The organism is Lichenicoccus sp., from assembly GCF_965276875.1.
Lineage (GTDB): Bacteria > Pseudomonadota > Alphaproteobacteria > Acetobacterales > Acetobacteraceae > Lichenicoccus.
In genome coordinates, this window is record NZ_OZ255701.1 from 3,272,829 (window position 1) to 3,287,534 (window position 14,706).

A 14,706-nucleotide genomic window follows, 5' to 3' on the forward strand; every position below is an offset into this window, starting at 1 on the left:
TCTCCCTCAGTTGCCGCGACGTTTCTGGTTGAGGCTGTCGATCAGCACGGCTCCGAAGATGACCGCACCCTGGATGAACTGCACCCAGAACGGCTGCACGTTCTTCAGCGTCAGGCCGTTATTGATCAGCCCGATGATCAGCACCCCGAGCAGGGTGCCCAGCACGCTGCCCTTGCCGCCGAACAGCGACGCACCGCCGATGACAACGGCGGCGATCGCGTTCAATTCCAGGCCGGTCGCCGCGATCGGTTGGGCGCTGTCGAGCCGTCCCGCCAGCACCACGCCGCCGACCCCGGCGAGGGCGCCACTGATGATGTAGACGAGGGCGAGCGTGCGCCCTACGGGAATGCCGGCCAGACGTGCGGCCTCGCGGTTGCCGCCAACCGCGTAGATCTCGGCGCCGAACACCGTGCGCGCCAGCACCAGGCCGCCGACGATGAAGATAGCGACACTGATCAGGGCGGCGATCGGGAACGGCCCGAGATTGCCACCGCCGATATTGTCGAAGCTATCCGGAAACCCGAAGATCGTGTTGCCGCCGGTGACGATGAAAGCAAGGCCGCGCGCCATCGCCAGCACCGCAAGGCTGACGATGAAGGGACTCATGTTCAGCGTGGTGACCGCAAAGCCGATGAAGCCGCCGGACAGCGCGCCGATGGCGATACCGGTGAGCACCGCGAGCGGCACCGGGACATGCGCCTTGAGCGCCAAGCCTGCCATCACTCCGGTGAACGCCACCACCGAACCGACCGAGAGATCGATGCCGCCGGTGACGATGACGAAGGTCTCGCCGACCGCGACGATCCCGATCAGCGCGCTGGCCAGCGCGATCGACAGCAGGTTCGCCGAAGTCAGGAAGTTCGGCGTGGTGAGCGCCAGATATAGCGCAATCACAACAAAGCCGACGACGATGGTCAACTCGTTGACGGCGCGCGTCACCACCCCGAGGCGCATGCGTGCGGGTTGATGCTCCATCACCCGAGGGCCGCAAGCTGCATGATCCGCTCCTGGCTGAACTCGCCGCGTTCCACCGTGCCGGCGAGGCGTCCGGCGCGCATTACCAGGATTCTGTCGCTCAGCCCGAGCAGCTCGATCATGTCCGACGACACCACCAGCACCGCGGCACCGGACTGTGCAAGTTCGTTGATCAGCCGATAGACTTCCACCTTGGCGCCGATGTCTATGCCGCGCGTCGGCTCGTCGAGCAGGAACAATTTGGGGCTGGTGGTCAGCGCGCGGCCGAGCACCACCTTCTGCTGGTTGCCGCCCGACAGCGTGCGCACACGCTGGCGGATGCTCGGCGTGCGGATACGCAGGCTGCGCACGGCGTGCTCGGCGAGCCGGTCGATCCGCGCGCGCAGCAGGAGGCCGCGCAGCCAGGCGAGCCGGGGGAGCGTCGAGAGGGCAATATTGTCGCGCACGGGAAATCCCAGCACCAGGCCTTCGCCCTTGCGGTCCTCCGGCACCAGCGCCACCCCGGCCGCGATCGCATCGCGCGGCGCGCGCAGCCGCGGTGTCGCAGTTCCGATGCGCACGCTGCCGGCGCTGCGTGGCAGCGCGCCATAGATCGTCTTGAGCACCTCGCTGCGTCCGGCGCCGATCAGCCCGCCGAGGCCGACCACCTCGCCGGCGCGCACGGTGAACGACACCCCCTCGAATCGGCCGGCGCAGGCGAGCCCATCGACCCGCAGCAATACCTCGCCGAGGCGTGCGTGACGCACCGGGAACAGCGCATCGATCGGACGATTGACCATCGCCTGGATCAGCGCGTCCTGGTTCCACTCAGTGACAAAGCGCGTCTCGACCGCGGCGCCATCGCGCAGCACGGTGACCCGGTCGCAAACTTCGAAGACCTCCTCAAGATGATGGCTGATGAACACCAGGCCGACGCCCTGCGCGCGCAGCGTGGCGATGGTCGCGAACAACAGGCGCTGCTCGGCGCTGGTCAGCGTCGCCGTAGGTTCATCGAGCACGATGACGCGCGCCGCCCGCGACAAGGCGCGGGCAATTTCGACGAGTTGCGCCTGGGCAACCGAGAGTGTGCGCACCCGCGTCTGTGGTGCGACCGCAAGGCCCACTTGTTCGAGCAGCCGGCCGGCCTCGCGGTGCAGCGCCGCGCGTCGTACGCCGCCCAGGCGGCCGCGCGGCAGGTTGCCGAGAAAGATGTTCTCCGCCACCGACCGCTCCGCGACCAGGCTCAGTTCCTGGTGGATCACGATGATGCCCTGGTCGAGCGCGTCGCGCGGACGGCGCGGCGCGAAACGCTGACCTTCCAGCCGCACCTCGCCGGCATCGGCGTGGAACACGCCGGCGAGGATCTTCATCAAGGTCGATTTGCCGGCGCCGTTCTCGCCGACGATGCCGAGCACCTCGCCGTGGTCAAGCACGATGCTGACATCCGACAGGGCTTTGACACCAGGAAAGCTCTTGGAAATGCCCTGCATCGCAAGCAGAGGGCTCATTGCGTGACCTGATCCCCCCACAGGCCATAGGCCTTGGCGGCCGGGCTGTCGATGGTGGCCTTGGTGATCAGGAGATGCGGCCAATACTGGTGCGCCGGCACCTTCGATTTCTCGCCGTGCAGATACATCTCCACATAATTCACGGACTGCTCAGCCATCGTCAGCGGGTTCTGCGACAATGTCGCATCCATGCGGCCTTTGCGGATGTCGCTCAGCGCCTGCTCGGTGCCGTCGATGCTGATGATGATGATGTGCTTCGGATTGCCGATCGGCTCAAAGCGATCGGCCTGCCGGATCGCGCGGACCGCGCCGACGGCGTTGTCGTCGTTGCCGTTAAAGATCGCGTCGATGTCGTGATGCGCGGCGAGCAACTGGGTGGTGATGGTGAACGCCTTGCCGGCGTCGAAGTCGGCCGCCTGTCGGGCCACCAGCTTGAGCCCAGGATTGGTCTTCTGCAGCGCCTCGAACTCGTCGGAGAAGCCTTTCTCGCGCTCGTCGCCTGCGGTCGTGCCGAGCAGGCCTTCGAGATCGACGACATTGCCCTTGATCGTGCCATAACGCTGCTTGAGATGATCGGCGATGAAGTCGGCACCTTGCTTGCCGAGAGCTGTGTTGTTGGTCTCCAGGAAGTTGACCTGGCAGGTGCCGCATGCCGCACCGCGGTCGAGGGTGAAGACCGGGATGCCCTTCTTGTTCGCCTCGCGCACCACCGGCACGATCGCGTTGGCGTTGATCGGATTGAGGATCAGGGCCGAGACATGCTGGTTGATCAGGTCGGTGACCTGGTTGGTCTGGGTGTTCGCATCGCCGTTGGCGCTGGTGTTGATCAGGCGCAGATCGGGATGGGCCGCGATGCCGCGCTGCACCCCCTTGGTCATGCCCTGGAAGAACGGGTTGGCCAGGGTCGCGACACTGAGGCCGACCACGTAGTCGGCGGCGCGCGCTTGCGTGGCGGCGAACGCGAGCGCGGCGGCGCAGAGCGCGCCGGACAGGTTCCTTGAGGCGGACATGACTACTCCCGATTTTTTTGCCGTAGCTCTTCGGCTTGCGGCTTTGGCGGATCGCCGCAAAACCTGTATGACAGCTTTAACCGGTTTGCCGCCGTGCGCAAGGTCATCAAGTGGCGGAGGGTCACGAGTGCAATGCGAACCAGGACGGATCAACTGACCGCGGCGCTGCGCACGCGGATCGGCGGCGGCCAATACCCGGTCGGCTCGAAGCTGCCGTCCGAGCAGGCGCTCGCCGCGACCTTCCAGGTCAGCCGCACCACGGTGCGCGAGGCGGTCACGCGTCTGAAGGAATCCGGGCTGGTGGAGACGCGCAGGGGGACCGCGGCACGGGTCTGCGCGATGCATACAGGCAGCGGTCTGGCCATGCCCCGTTCCATCGAGGCGCTGCTCGGATTCCTCGAGGTGCGCGGCGCCATCGAGGCGGAGATGGCGGCCCGCGCCGCCGTGCGTCGCACCGACGCGCAGTGCGACGCGATCGAGGCGGCGCTGCTGGCGATCGACGCCGCCAGCAGCACGGGCAGCACCGGCGTTGAGGAGGATCTCGCCTTTCACCTCGCCATCGGTCAGGCGACCGCGAACGCCTACTGGAGCCAGTTCGTGCGTCTGTTCGCGGGTCCGATGCGCGCCGCGATCAGGATCACCCGGGCGAACGAGGCGAGGCGGAAGGATTTCGCCGCCGCCGTGGCGGCTGAGCACGCCAGCCTGTTCGAAGCCATCCGGGCGCGCAAGGCCGGTGCCGCCAGGCAGGCGGCATCACGCCATCTCCGCCGCGCCGCCCAACGTGTGCACCGCGCCGACCGCGCCTTCTGGCAGGAGGAGGGCAGGACGCTTGCCGCGGACTGGGGCGATGTGACCAACGCGAGCGAATAGAGTTCCGGCCAAACGCAATCGTTTGGCCGGAGTAAGTTCGAGGCCCGCGCCGCTCAGGCGTTCAGGCCACCATCCACCGTGACCGCGGACCCGGTAATCTGTCTTGCCGCAGGGCTTGCAAGGAAGGTCACGGCCGCCGCGACATCCTCCGGCGTGCCATACCGACCGAGCGGCGTCAGCCCGCGGATCTCGTCGGCCTGGGAGCCGGCCGCCGGGTTCATGTCCGTGTCGGTTCCCCCTGGTTGGACCAGGTTCACCGTGATGTCGCGAGGCCCGAGTTCACGAGCGAGGCCTCGCGTGAAGGCGAGAAGCGCGGACTTCGTCATCGAGTACACCGTCACCCGGAAAAGGGACGCGCTCGGCGAGACATGAACTGATCGAGATGATGCGGCCTCCTGGCCCGAGATGCGCAATGGCGGCCTGGGAGGCCAGCACAACCGAGCGCACGTTGACGTCCAGGAGTGCGTCGATGTCGAGGAGGCTCATCTCCGCGAGCGAACCGTAGCGCGCGATGTCGGCATTGTTGACGAGGATGTCGAGACCGCCCAACCTCTACGACGCCTTCTCGAAGCAGGCGCTCTATACCGAGGCCCTACGCCACTACAACGACACCTACGAAGCGCTGGTCTGGGCGAGGTTTCGAGCCGCCGGGAAGGTCCGCGAGGCGGTCCTGTGCTACCTGATGGACTCGGCGGCAGCCTTGACGGGATCCCTAGCCGACAATCCCCTCGGTTGCATGGTGACGCTCGCGTCGGTCGGCGGCGAGCGCGTGCGCTCGGCGCGTGCCGTCACGCTGGAGCGCCTGCAAGCGCGCCTGAGCAGGGCGGTGTCGGTGGGCGAGCTTCCGGCTGTCACGGATGTCCGCGCGCTCGCGCGTTTCGTGCAAACCGTCCAGAGCGGCATGTCGATCCTGGCCCGCGACGGAGCGAGCCGCGCCGAACTGGAGTCCGTGGCCCAGGTGACGATGCTGCGATGGGATGCCTGCGCCTGGTGCCGTCCTATTTCCTGACGCCGAATTTGAAGATCGTGGTCTGGTCGAAGATCTGGCCGGGCTTGAGTTCCGTGGTCGGGAAACCGGGCTGGTTCGGGCTGTCGGGGAAGTGCTGGGTTTCGAAGGTGACGCCGTCGGTCTGGCGGTAGATGCCGCCGTTGCCGGCGTACTCACCCTTGAGGAAATTGCCGGTATAGACCTGCACGCCGGGCTGGGTGGTGAGCACGGTCAGTTCGCGGCCGCTGTTCGGATCGAACAGGCGCGCGGCGAAGGTGGGGCCGCGGCCGGTGCCCGGGTTGATGACCCAGTTATGGTCGTAGCCGTGGGCCTGGATGAGCTGGGTGTCGTCGTCGCGGATATGCGCGCCGATCGCGGCCGGCTGGCGGAAATCGAACGGCGTGCCGGCGACGGGCACGTTCCGGCCGAGCGGAATCGCGGTGGCGTCGGTGGGCGTGTAGCTATCGGCGTTGATGGTCATGACCTGGTTGTAGACGCCGTCGCGCGCGCCGATGCCCGCCAGGTTGAAGTAGGAATGGTTGGTGAGGTTCAGCACCGTGTCCTTGTTGGTGGTGGCGCGATAATGGATCGTCAGGCTGCCGTCATCGGCTAGGCCATAGACGACGACGACCTTCATTTCGCCGGGATAGCCTTGGTCGCCATCGGGGCTGGTGAGGCGGAGCGTGGCGCTGACCACGCGGCCGGAGGTGGCGCCTGGCTGGACGTGCCAGACCCGCTTGTCGAAGCCCTTCAGGCCGCCATGCAGGGCGTTCGGAGGATTGTTGATCGCGAGCTGGTAAGGGGTGCCGTCGAGGGTGAAGCGGCCCTTGGCGATGCGGTTGGCGTAGCGGCCGACCAGCGCGCCGAAATACAGACCGCCCGCCGCACTCTTGGTCTCGTAGTCGCTGAGGGTAGGGAAGCCCAGCACAACGTCGGCAACACGGCCGTAGCGGTCGGGGGCAAGAATCTGAGTGATGATGCCGCCATAGCTCATGAACTTGACGGTCACACCGTCGGCGGCGGTCATGGTGGTGAGGCTTACGGGCTTGCCGTCTGGTGTCGTGCCATCGGGAGCAGTGGTCAGGGTGGCTGCGTTGGCAGTCAGGCTGGGGGCGGTCAGGCTGGCGGCCGCGAGCAAGGCTCCGAACGGAGCGGCGAGGGACAGGCGCATGGTTTGTTTCCTCCGACGGCAGTGAAGGCTTGCCGTTTCGTGAGCAATGAGGCCCGATAGTGCGAACCTTGGGAAGGAAACAGGCCGTGATCCATGTCGTCGCCATCATTGAAGCCTTGCCGGGGCAGCGGGATGCGGTCCTGTCGGAGTTCAGGGCCATCATGCCGGCCGTGCATGCCGAGGCAGGCTGCATCGAGTACGGACCGGCAATCGACGTCGCGGGAACGCCCGATGCGTTCGGTCCCGACCGGTTCGTGGTGATCGAAAAATGGAGCGGGATGGACTCGCTCGGCGCGCATGCGAAGGCGCCGCACATGATCGCCTACGGCAAGAAAGTGGCGCCAATGCTGGCGAGCCGGGCGATTCACGTGCTGGAGCCCTGCTGAGGCCGCGAGCGCCCCCATCATACAAGGAGGGATGCAATGATGATCCAGAACGATACGCCGTTCGGCCGGCCGTCATTACTGCCGCTCGGCGACCTGGCGGACGGCCGCTATCCGGACCGGCGCATCCAATCCCTCGATCCACGCTTCACCGCGCATCAGGGCAATGCCGCCGTCGAGCGCATCGCCACCGGGTTTCGCTGGGCGGAGGGGCCGGTCTATTTCGCCGCCGGCGGCATGCTGCTCTGGAGCGACATTCCCAACAACCGAATGCTGCGCTGGCTCGAGGAGGACGGCCATGTCAGCGTCTTTCGCGCCCCTAGCCACTTCGCCAACGGCAACACGGCCGACCGTGAGGGACGGTTGCTCACCTGCGAACACGATACCAGGCGCGTCACCCGCACCGAGCATGACGGTAGCATCACCGTCCTCATCGACAGCCATGGCGGCAAGCGGCTGAACGGCCCCAACGACCTGATCGTCGCCGCGGACGGCGCGATCTGGTTCACCGACCCCGGCTACGGCATCGACGGTCCCTATGAGGGCCATACGGCGGACTCAGAACTCCCGCGACACGTCTACCGGCTCGATGCCGCGACCGGCGCCGCCCGCATCGTCGCCGACGACTTTGTCCGTCCCAACGGTCTCGCACTCTCCCCCGACGAGCGCCGGCTCTACGTCGTCGATAGCGGCATCACGCATGGCGGCCCCGCGCATATCCGCGCCTTCGACGTCGAGGATGGCAGGCTGAGCGGCGGCCGCATCTTCGCCGAAGATTTCGCCCCCGGCTTCACCGACGGTCTGCGCTGCGATGCCGACGGCAATGTCTGGTGCAGCATGGGCTGGGCCGATCCCGCCGAGGACGGCGCGCGTTGCTACGCCTCCGACGGCGACCTGATCGGCAAGATCCATCTCCCCGAAGGCTGCGCCAATCTCTGCTTCGGCGGCAAGAAGGGCCACCGTTTGTTCATGGCGGCCAGCACCTCGATCTACTCAGTCTATCTGAACACCACCGGCGCGAAGCGCCCGTTCTGATAAGAGCGCGTCTCGCTTTCGGGCGCAGAAGAATTGCAGGTGTTTTTGGCGAGCGTCGCCCTAAACAGGTGAGTCCGCCTGTTCGCACGAAGCGCTAGGATTTCGCTGGTTCGCCGGCTGCGTGCAGCAATGCCTCGCCGAGCGCGTGCACCTTTTCCGCGTTCTTGCCCTCAGCCTTGCCGGAAAGCGTTATGGTCTCCTTGCCGAGCTTGACGACCAGCTTGCCGATGGCATCGCCATCCAACTCCTTGGCGTGAAGATGTTTCTTGAGGTTTTCGAGATCCTTCACAATCGTCTTGACGCCAGGTGCGTCCAGCTTCTCCAGGGTTGCTTCCCAGCCCTCGATGTTCTTGGTCGCGGCGCTGATTGAGAAACTCTTAACACCCTCCTTGAGGTGCTTGATGGTAGCATCGAACTGCGGCATTGGCGGCTCCTGATAATCGATCGCGCCACGGCGGCGCGTCCCCAAACAAGAGCGGCGCCCCGCCTGAGTTGCGCCGGAACCGAACGAGCGCCTTGTCACGAATGCGAGCATTGCGTTACCGGAGTGCGGCCGATCCTACGCTTCGCGACCGGAGCTGCATCGCAGGTGGCGCGTCCAGCAGGACCATAAGCCTGTTGGCCTCTGCGTGCCCCCCTATTTGTCTTCGGAGGTCAACCGGCGGCGTTGCATTTCGGGCAGTGCTGGTGGCAGGCGCGGCAGAAGGAGCGGTTGCATTGCGGGCAGGGGGCGAGGCCCGCGGGGACGACCAGGTGCAAGGCGTCGTCGCAGACCAGGCGTGGTCGTTCGGCCGAGGCGGTGGCGGCGCAGGTTGGTGTTTCCAGTTTGCGTGCGAGCGGGTTGTAGTCCAGCAGCAGCGTGCGCTCCGACTTGCGGCGCCGGATCTGCACCGACACCCGATGCACCGGCATGACGAGCTCGACCGTCTGCACCCATTCGACCGTCACCCGGGTGGCGTACTGGCGGGCGAGGTCGTCGATCTTGGCGCCGTACTCGCGCGCGATCGCCTCCACCCGCTGCTGTTCGCGCGTGCGTTTCGGGTCATCCTCGGCGAGCACCTGGATGCGGCGCATCGCCTCCTGGTGCAGATCGCTGTGATAGCGATGCAGCCGCTCCTGGTCGCGGCCGAGGCGGCGGCGTAATCCCTTTTCGAACGGGTCCAGCGCCGTCGCCAGACGCGGCCGCAGGCCTCGCTCCACCAGATCGAGCAGGCGCGCCCGCTCCCAGGGTGCGGGCAACGCGTCTTCCGCGGGCGGTTCGTCGTCCTGCGGGGGTGCGTCGAGCAGGGGTGAGAGCGCGCTCAGCACGGAGTCGGGCAGGGTGCCGGTGGCGAGATTGATGCCCAGGCGCAGCATGAAGTCGCGTTTGTCCTCCGACACCGCCGAGGCGCGGAAATCCAGCACCAGATAGCGGGTCCAGGCGGGTGAGATGTCCAGCAACCGGAAGGTCGCGTTGTCGAGCAGCAGTTCGCGCTCGAGCAGGCGTTGCGGATCGCTTGGTGCAGGGGCGGACGCCGTCAGTATCCGCCTGGTCCAGCGGCCGCGCGGGCCGAGCAGTTCGGCGAAGCGCTCGAGCCAGTCATCCTCCAGGCCCACACGCTGGGCGCCCGGCGGCAACTTGGCCCCGAAGCCGAGGCGAGAGAGCTCGCCGATCCGCAGCGCGCGCTGCACCGATGGCGGGGCCAGCACGTCGCAGCCTTCCGGCGCGATGCTATCGACCAACGCCCCCTCATGGCGCAGCAAGGCGGCGGTAAAAAGCTGCATTCGGCCTAGTGTCGGCTCATGCTGCCCCAGCGGCGGAGCCGCGAAATCATGCAGCATCGAGATCGTTCCCGAACAGTGCCTCGTCGAACTGCTTGACGTCGTCATATTGCCGGCGGGCGGCGAGGAGCTGGTTTTCGATCTGGGTGAAGGCGTCGGTACGCGCCTGTTCGGTGGTGTGCAGCCAGGCTTGCAGCACCAGGGTGGAGAAATCCTGCTGCTCGTCGACTTCGCCGAGGATGGCGCCGACCTCGCCCACCACCAGCTCGAACATGTTGATCTTCTCGTCGAGGATACGCAGCACGGCGTCCTCGATGGTGCCCGATGTCACCAGGTTGAAGACGAACACCTCGCGCGTCTGGCCGATCCGGTCGATGCGGCCGATCCGCTGCTCGATGGCCATCGGGTTCCAGGGAATATCGAAGTTGATGAGGGTATTGCAGAATTGCAGGTTGCGTCCTTCACCACCGGATTCGCTGCACAGCAGCACCGGCAGGTGATCGCGGAACGAGTCCACCGCCGCGTCCTTTTGCGGGCCGGACATGTCGCCGGAGAATTGCGCGAACGCGATGCAGCACTGGCGCAGCCGCTCGGCGAGATGGGTCAGGCTGTCGCGCTGGTGGACGAACACCAGCTTTTTTTCGGTCGGGTTCTGCGCCAGCAGCCGTAGCAGGGCGGCCTCCTTCGCCCCCGCTCCGAGCGCCCGCAGGCGGCTCAGCAAGTCGTCCCAGCGGGCGCGCGTCGCGGGCTCGGAGGCGGGATGCCGGGCGATGAAGCGCGCCACGGCGGCGGCCGCGGCCGTGGGCGAGGAGCCGGCGGCGGACAGCAGATGCGCAAGCGACAGCCGGTGCTGCTCCTGGCCGTCGGCGGACGCCTCGCGCACCAGGGTCGTGAGTGCTGCGTAGCACTCCGCCTCAATGGGATCGGGTGCTGCGCGCAGGGTGGAGGCGTGGCGCCGGGGCATGCGCAATGCGGCCAGCGCGCGAGTGTTGCGCACCATCACGCCGCGCATCAGGTCGCGCAGGCGCTCGCGGTTCGCCGGCTCGCGCGGCTTGCCGGCCACCATATAGACCGAGCGGAATTCCTTTTGCGTCTTGAAGATGCCAGGCTGCAGCAGGGTCAGAAGATTATACAGCTCCAGCAGGCTGTTCTGCACGGGGGTCGCGGACAGCAGCAGCAGGAAGCGTTTTTGCAGACGGTTGACCAGGCGCCAGCTGGCACTCGACTGGTCGCGCAGATGGTGCGCCTCGTCGACCACCAGAACGTCGTAGGACATGTCCGCCAGCAACTCGGCATGTTCCTTGCGCCGTGCCGAGGCGATCGAGGCGATCACCACCGGCTGCGCCCAGAACGCGGCTGGGTCCTCGCGGAAGAGGGGGTCGTGGCTGGTTGCGCACGCGATGCCGAACTTCTCGGCCATCTCGTCGCGCCATTGGCCCACCAGCGAGGCCGGGGTCAGGATCAGGATCCGCTCGGCCATGCCGCGCAGGATATATTCCTTGAGCACCATCCCGGCCTCGACGGTCTTGCCCAACCCCACTTCGTCGGCCAACAGCACACGGCCGCGATATTGCTTGAGCACGCGGCGCACGGTCTCGACCTGATACCAGTGCGCCTCCACGCCTTGCAGCGCCGACAGACACAGCAATTCGTCGAAGCCCTCGAACAGGCTTAGCCGGACCAGCTCGCCGCGCAGATAAAACGGCGCGGGATCATTGTCGGCGTCGCTGCCGGCGATGGCGATGGCGTCCCGGTTGGCGAGTTCGACGGTGATGGCGAACTGTGCCTCCAGGCGCGGCAGATCCGCGACCGGCGGCAGCACCGGGGCTGCCGGGTGTGCGGCGGGGCGCGCGGCGCGTGGCTTGGGTGCCTTGATGACCGGCGGCTTGCGCGCCCGCGGTAACGACCGGACATGGCACTGGCGTATCGCGCGCAACTGCGTGCAGAGCCAATGCTCCATGATGTCGTCGCCGACGAACCAGCTGATGGCGACCGTGTCGGTCCGCAGCCCGTTTGCCTCGAGCAGCATCCAGGCCTGCGTATGCTTTCCCTGTTGGCCAAGGGCCAGCGCCGCCAGCAGCGCCGCGGCCTTGTTGGCGGCCCCGTAACCCTTGGCGAAACGCTTGAGCAGGGCCTGGGCGCGGTCCGGTAGTTCGTGCGCGAGTTCTGCAAGGGCGGCCAGCAGCAGCAGTTCGGCATCGTGCGGCCAGGACAGCAGCGCCTCGGCGGCGATCTCGCCGGACTGGCCGGAACGCTGCGCGAGGGCCGCGCGCACTTGGCCGACCCGGAAGTCCCGCCCGTCGGCGAAGCCGGGCTGATCGAAGAGCGAGAGACGATCCGGCTCGGTCTGGCGCCGCAGCGCCGATCTGGTTGGGCTCATGGCGTCCGCTCCTCGCCGAGTCGTCGGTCAACCGACGCGGATCATCCCTCACCCTGCCGTTGCTGCCAACCCGAAGTTCAGGCTCGCGCCTTGGCCTGCGCGCGGAAGCGATGCAGCAGCGGCTCGGTGTAGCCGTTCGGCTGGGTCGCACCCTCGAACACCAGGGCGCGGGCGGCCTGGAAGGCGAGGCTGGTGTCTTCGTGCCCCGCCATCGGCCGATATAGCGGATCGCCCTGGTTCTGCGCGTCCACCTTCGCCGCCATGCGACGCAAGGCTGCGTCGGCCTCCTCGGGCGAGGCGACGCCGTGCGCCAGCCAGTTCGCCATGTGTTGCGAGGAGATGCGCAAGGTCGCGCGGTCCTCCATCAGGCCGATATCGTTGATGTCGGGAACCGTCGAGCAGCCGATGCCCTGATCGACCCAGCGCACGACATAGCCGAGAATGCCCTGGGCGTTGTTGTCGAGTTCGCGCCGGACCTCTTCTTGTGTCCAGTTCCGCCCCTGGGCCAGCGGGAGCGTGAGCAGCTTGTCCAGTGCGGCCACTGGCTCGGCGGCGCGGGCGCCTTGGACCGCGAACACGTCGACCGCATGGTAGTGCGTCGCATGCAGCGTCGCCGCGGTCGGGCTCGGGACCCAGGCAGTGGTGGCGCCGCTGCGCGGATGGCCGATCTTCTGCTCCAGCATGTCGGCCATTCGGTTCGGCGCCGCCCACATGCCCTTGCCGATCTGCGCCCGCCCGGACAGCCCGCAGGCGAGACCGATCTGCACGTTGCGGTCCTCGTAGGCGGCGATCCAGTCCGACGACTTCATCTCCGCCTTCGGCACCACCGCGCCGGCCGGGGTCGCGGTATGGATCTCATCACCGGTGCGATCGAGGAAGCCGGTGTTGATGAACACGATCCGCTCGCGGACTTGGGCGATGCAGGCGGCGAGATTGGCCGAGGTGCGGCGCTCCTCGTCCATCACGCCCACCTTGATGGTGTGACGCGCGAGACCGAGCCCGTCCTCGACGGCATCGAACAGACGGTTGGTGAAGCCGACCTCGTCGGGTCCGTGCATCTTCGGCTTGACGATATAGATCGAGCCGGCGCGGCTGTTGGTGCGGTGCTCGCGCTTCAGGTCGTGCATCGCGATCAGGCTGGTGACGATGCCGTCGAGGATGCCCTCCGGCGCCTCGCTGCCGTCCGCCAGCAGCACCGCCGGCGTGGTCATCAGATGGCCGACATTGCGCACGAACAGCAGCGCGCGTCCCGGCAGCACGACGTCCGTGCCGTCAGGCGCGGTGCAGATGCGGTCCGGCGCGAGGGCGCGGGTCATGCTCCGGCCGCCCTTCTCGAAGCGGGCCTCAAGGTCGCCCTGCATCAGCCCGAGCCAGTTGGCGTAGGCCGCGACTTTGTCCTCGGCGTCGACGGCGGCGATGGAGTCCTCAAAATCGACGATGGTGGTCAGCGCGGATTCCAGCAGCACGTCGGCGAGGCCGGCGGGATCGTCGCGACCGATGCGGTGCGCGCGGTCGATCACCAGCTCGATGTGCAGACCGTGATGACGCAGGATCACGGCGTCGGGGTTGGCCGGATCGCCGCGTGTGCCGACCAGGGCCGCGGGATCGGCGAGTGCCGGCGACAGCGCGCCGTCCTTGACGCTGTAGCCACGCACGTCCGCGTGGCTGCCGCTCGCCAAAGGCACGGCCGCGTCGAGAAAGGCGCGGGCGCGCGCGATGACTAGCGCGCCGCGCTCGGGATCGTAGCCAGCGCCGGCCGGTGTGCCGGCGATCGCGTCGGTGCCGTACAGCGCATCATAGAGGCTGCCCCAGCGGGCGTTCGCGGCATTCAGCAGGAAGCGGGCATTGAGCACCGGCACCACGAGCTGCGGCCCGGCGAGCCGCGCCACCTCGTCGTCGACGTTTTGCGGACTGACGGCGAACGGCGCCGGCTCCGGCACCAGGTAGCCGATCTCTTCAAGGAAACGGCGGTAGGAAGCGGCGTCATAGGTGTGCTCGCGATGCCAGGTGTCGATCGCGGCTTGCAGCGCGTCCCGGCGCGCGAGCAACGCGCGGTTCTCCGGCGCGAAGCGGGCATAGATGTCCGCCACGCCCCGCCAGAACGCATCCGCTGACAGCGCCAGCCCCGGCAAGGCGCGCTCCTCGATAAAGCGGACCAAAGAGGGTGCGACCTGCAGGCCGGCTCGATCGATCATCGCGTTCATGGCCTTAATGCGCGCCGCTGATATAGGCGGTCAGGTTCGTCACTTCATGCGCGTGCCGCCCGAGTTCGGCCTTCACAACGTCGCCGATGCTGATCAGCCCGGCCAGGTGGCCGTCCTCGAAGACCGGCAAATAGCGCACCCGGTTGTCGGTCATGATCCGCATCGCCTCCTCCAAAGTCGCCGAGAGATGCGTCTCGACCTGTCTCGGCTTCATCACGCTGTCGGCACGCATCCCCCGTACGCCGCTCGGATGCAAGGCGAGGGCCCGCACGATGCCGCGTTCGGAGAGGATGCCGAGCAGCGTGTCGCCCTGCATCACCAGCGCCGCGCCGATCTGCCGCTCGTGTAGCAGACGGGCGACCTCGCCGACCGTGGTCTCGGGGGTCACGCTCACCAGGGTTCTGGGTTTCGAGGCCAGGATGGATGCGACGGTCATGGTTGC

Annotated in this window: 13 protein-coding genes and 1 pseudogene; 4 read left to right on the forward strand and 10 right to left on the reverse strand. The window is 67.1% G+C overall.

Annotated features, from left to right (window positions below):
* Nucleotides 1–6 precede the first annotated feature (6 nt).
* The 3 genes from ACQY4K_RS15865 to ACQY4K_RS15875 are packed head-to-tail and all read right to left on the reverse strand — an operon-like array spanning nt 7 to nt 3,472.
* Nucleotides 7–975 carry an ABC transporter permease gene (locus ACQY4K_RS15865; protein ID WP_428391153.1) on the reverse strand — a complete coding sequence of 323 codons (969 nt, stop codon included), beginning with the start codon at nt 973–975 and terminating at the stop codon, nt 7–9.
* On the reverse strand, nt 975–2,462 hold the full coding sequence (locus ACQY4K_RS15870; protein WP_428391154.1) for a sugar ABC transporter ATP-binding protein: 1,488 nt from the start codon (nt 2,460–2,462) through the stop codon (nt 975–977). Before ACQY4K_RS15870 ends, ACQY4K_RS15865 begins: the two co-directional genes overlap by 1 nt.
* A complete protein-coding gene (locus ACQY4K_RS15875; protein WP_428391155.1) occupies nt 2,459–3,472 on the reverse strand; it encodes a sugar ABC transporter substrate-binding protein in 1,014 nt (337 codons plus the stop codon). The genes ACQY4K_RS15870 and ACQY4K_RS15875 overlap by 4 nt, the downstream gene beginning before the upstream one ends.
* A 132-nt stretch (nt 3,473–3,604) precedes the next feature.
* On the opposite strand from ACQY4K_RS15875, the gene ACQY4K_RS15880 reads away from it, so the two are divergent.
* Nucleotides 3,605–4,342: a FadR/GntR family transcriptional regulator gene (locus tag ACQY4K_RS15880; protein ID WP_428391156.1), complete on the forward strand. Its 738-nt coding sequence runs from the start codon at nt 3,605–3,607 to the stop codon at nt 4,340–4,342.
* 53 nt (nt 4,343–4,395) lie between these two features.
* Here the strand turns inward: ACQY4K_RS15880 and ACQY4K_RS15885 are convergent.
* Nucleotides 4,396–4,891: pseudogene (locus ACQY4K_RS15885) on the reverse strand (SDR family oxidoreductase).
* Here ACQY4K_RS15885 and ACQY4K_RS15890 point away from each other — a divergent pair.
* Complete coding sequence (locus ACQY4K_RS15890; RefSeq protein WP_428391157.1) at nt 4,875–5,351, forward strand: hypothetical protein; 477 nt, start codon at nt 4,875–4,877, stop codon at nt 5,349–5,351. The pseudogene ACQY4K_RS15885 and the gene ACQY4K_RS15890 overlap by 17 nt on opposite strands.
* On the opposite strand, the gene ACQY4K_RS15895 is transcribed toward ACQY4K_RS15890, so the two are convergent.
* Nucleotides 5,341–6,501: an aldose epimerase family protein gene (locus tag ACQY4K_RS15895; RefSeq protein WP_428391158.1), complete on the reverse strand. Its 1,161-nt coding sequence runs from the start codon at nt 6,499–6,501 to the stop codon at nt 5,341–5,343. The genes ACQY4K_RS15890 and ACQY4K_RS15895 overlap by 11 nt on opposite strands.
* Nucleotides 6,502–6,587: 86 nt before the next feature.
* On the opposite strand from ACQY4K_RS15895, the gene ACQY4K_RS15900 reads away from it, so the two are divergent.
* Nucleotides 6,588–6,887, forward strand: coding sequence for a putative quinol monooxygenase (locus ACQY4K_RS15900; RefSeq protein WP_428391159.1), 300 nt, complete (start codon nt 6,588–6,590; stop codon nt 6,885–6,887).
* A 36-nt stretch (nt 6,888–6,923) separates the two neighbouring features.
* Complete coding sequence (locus tag ACQY4K_RS15905) at nt 6,924–7,919, forward strand: SMP-30/gluconolactonase/LRE family protein (RefSeq protein ID WP_428391160.1); 996 nt, start codon at nt 6,924–6,926, stop codon at nt 7,917–7,919.
* 94 nt (nt 7,920–8,013) lie between these two features.
* Here ACQY4K_RS15905 and ACQY4K_RS15910 read toward each other — a convergent pair whose 3' ends face one another.
* From ACQY4K_RS15910 to ACQY4K_RS15930, 5 genes are all read right to left on the reverse strand, one after another.
* Nucleotides 8,014–8,343 (reverse strand): hypothetical protein, encoded by a 330-nt coding sequence (locus ACQY4K_RS15910; protein WP_428391162.1) that lies wholly within the window; start codon nt 8,341–8,343, stop codon nt 8,014–8,016.
* Between the two features lie 230 nt (nt 8,344–8,573).
* A complete protein-coding gene (locus ACQY4K_RS15915) occupies nt 8,574–9,740 on the reverse strand; it encodes a hypothetical protein (RefSeq protein ID WP_428391163.1) in 1,167 nt (388 codons plus the stop codon).
* Entirely contained in the window at nt 9,730–12,060 is a 2,331-nt protein-coding gene (locus ACQY4K_RS15920) for a DEAD/DEAH box helicase (protein WP_428391164.1), read from the reverse strand. The genes ACQY4K_RS15915 and ACQY4K_RS15920 overlap by 11 nt, the downstream gene beginning before the upstream one ends.
* A gap of 77 nt (nt 12,061–12,137) precedes the next feature.
* Nucleotides 12,138–14,264 (reverse strand): malate synthase G, encoded by a 2,127-nt coding sequence (locus ACQY4K_RS15925; RefSeq protein ID WP_428391165.1) that lies wholly within the window; start codon nt 14,262–14,264, stop codon nt 12,138–12,140.
* A 4-nt stretch (nt 14,265–14,268) separates the two neighbouring features.
* Nucleotides 14,269–14,700, reverse strand: a complete 432-nt coding sequence (locus tag ACQY4K_RS15930) for a CBS domain-containing protein (RefSeq protein WP_428391167.1) — start codon at nt 14,698–14,700, stop codon at nt 14,269–14,271.
* Nucleotides 14,701–14,706 lie beyond the last annotated feature (6 nt).

What these genes read in the sequence shown, in the direction of transcription:
- ACQY4K_RS15930 (WP_428391167.1), bottom strand. Translation starts at nt 14,700, where the DNA reads ATGACCGTCGCATCCATCCTGGCCTCGAAACCCAGAACCCTGGTGAGC.
- ACQY4K_RS15915 (WP_428391163.1), bottom strand. Translation starts at nt 9,740, where the DNA reads ATGCTGCATGATTTCGCGGCTCCGCCGCTGGGGCAGCATGAGCCGACA.
- ACQY4K_RS15925 (WP_428391165.1), bottom strand. Translation starts at nt 14,264, where the DNA reads ATGAACGCGATGATCGATCGAGCCGGCCTGCAGGTCGCACCCTCTTTG.
- ACQY4K_RS15875 (WP_428391155.1), bottom strand. Translation starts at nt 3,472, where the DNA reads ATGTCCGCCTCAAGGAACCTGTCCGGCGCGCTCTGCGCCGCCGCGCTC.
- ACQY4K_RS15905 (WP_428391160.1), top strand. Translation starts at nt 6,924, where the DNA reads ATGATGATCCAGAACGATACGCCGTTCGGCCGGCCGTCATTACTGCCG.
- ACQY4K_RS15895 (WP_428391158.1), bottom strand. Translation starts at nt 6,501, where the DNA reads ATGCGCCTGTCCCTCGCCGCTCCGTTCGGAGCCTTGCTCGCGGCCGCC.
- ACQY4K_RS15910 (WP_428391162.1), bottom strand. Translation starts at nt 8,343, where the DNA reads ATGCCGCAGTTCGATGCTACCATCAAGCACCTCAAGGAGGGTGTTAAG.
- ACQY4K_RS15880 (WP_428391156.1), top strand. Translation starts at nt 3,605, where the DNA reads ATGCGAACCAGGACGGATCAACTGACCGCGGCGCTGCGCACGCGGATC.
- ACQY4K_RS15890 (WP_428391157.1), top strand. Translation starts at nt 4,875, where the DNA reads ATGTCGAGACCGCCCAACCTCTACGACGCCTTCTCGAAGCAGGCGCTC.
- ACQY4K_RS15870 (WP_428391154.1), bottom strand. Translation starts at nt 2,462, where the DNA reads ATGAGCCCTCTGCTTGCGATGCAGGGCATTTCCAAGAGCTTTCCTGGT.
- ACQY4K_RS15920 (WP_428391164.1), bottom strand. Translation starts at nt 12,060, where the DNA reads ATGAGCCCAACCAGATCGGCGCTGCGGCGCCAGACCGAGCCGGATCGT.
- ACQY4K_RS15865 (WP_428391153.1), bottom strand. Translation starts at nt 975, where the DNA reads ATGGAGCATCAACCCGCACGCATGCGCCTCGGGGTGGTGACGCGCGCC.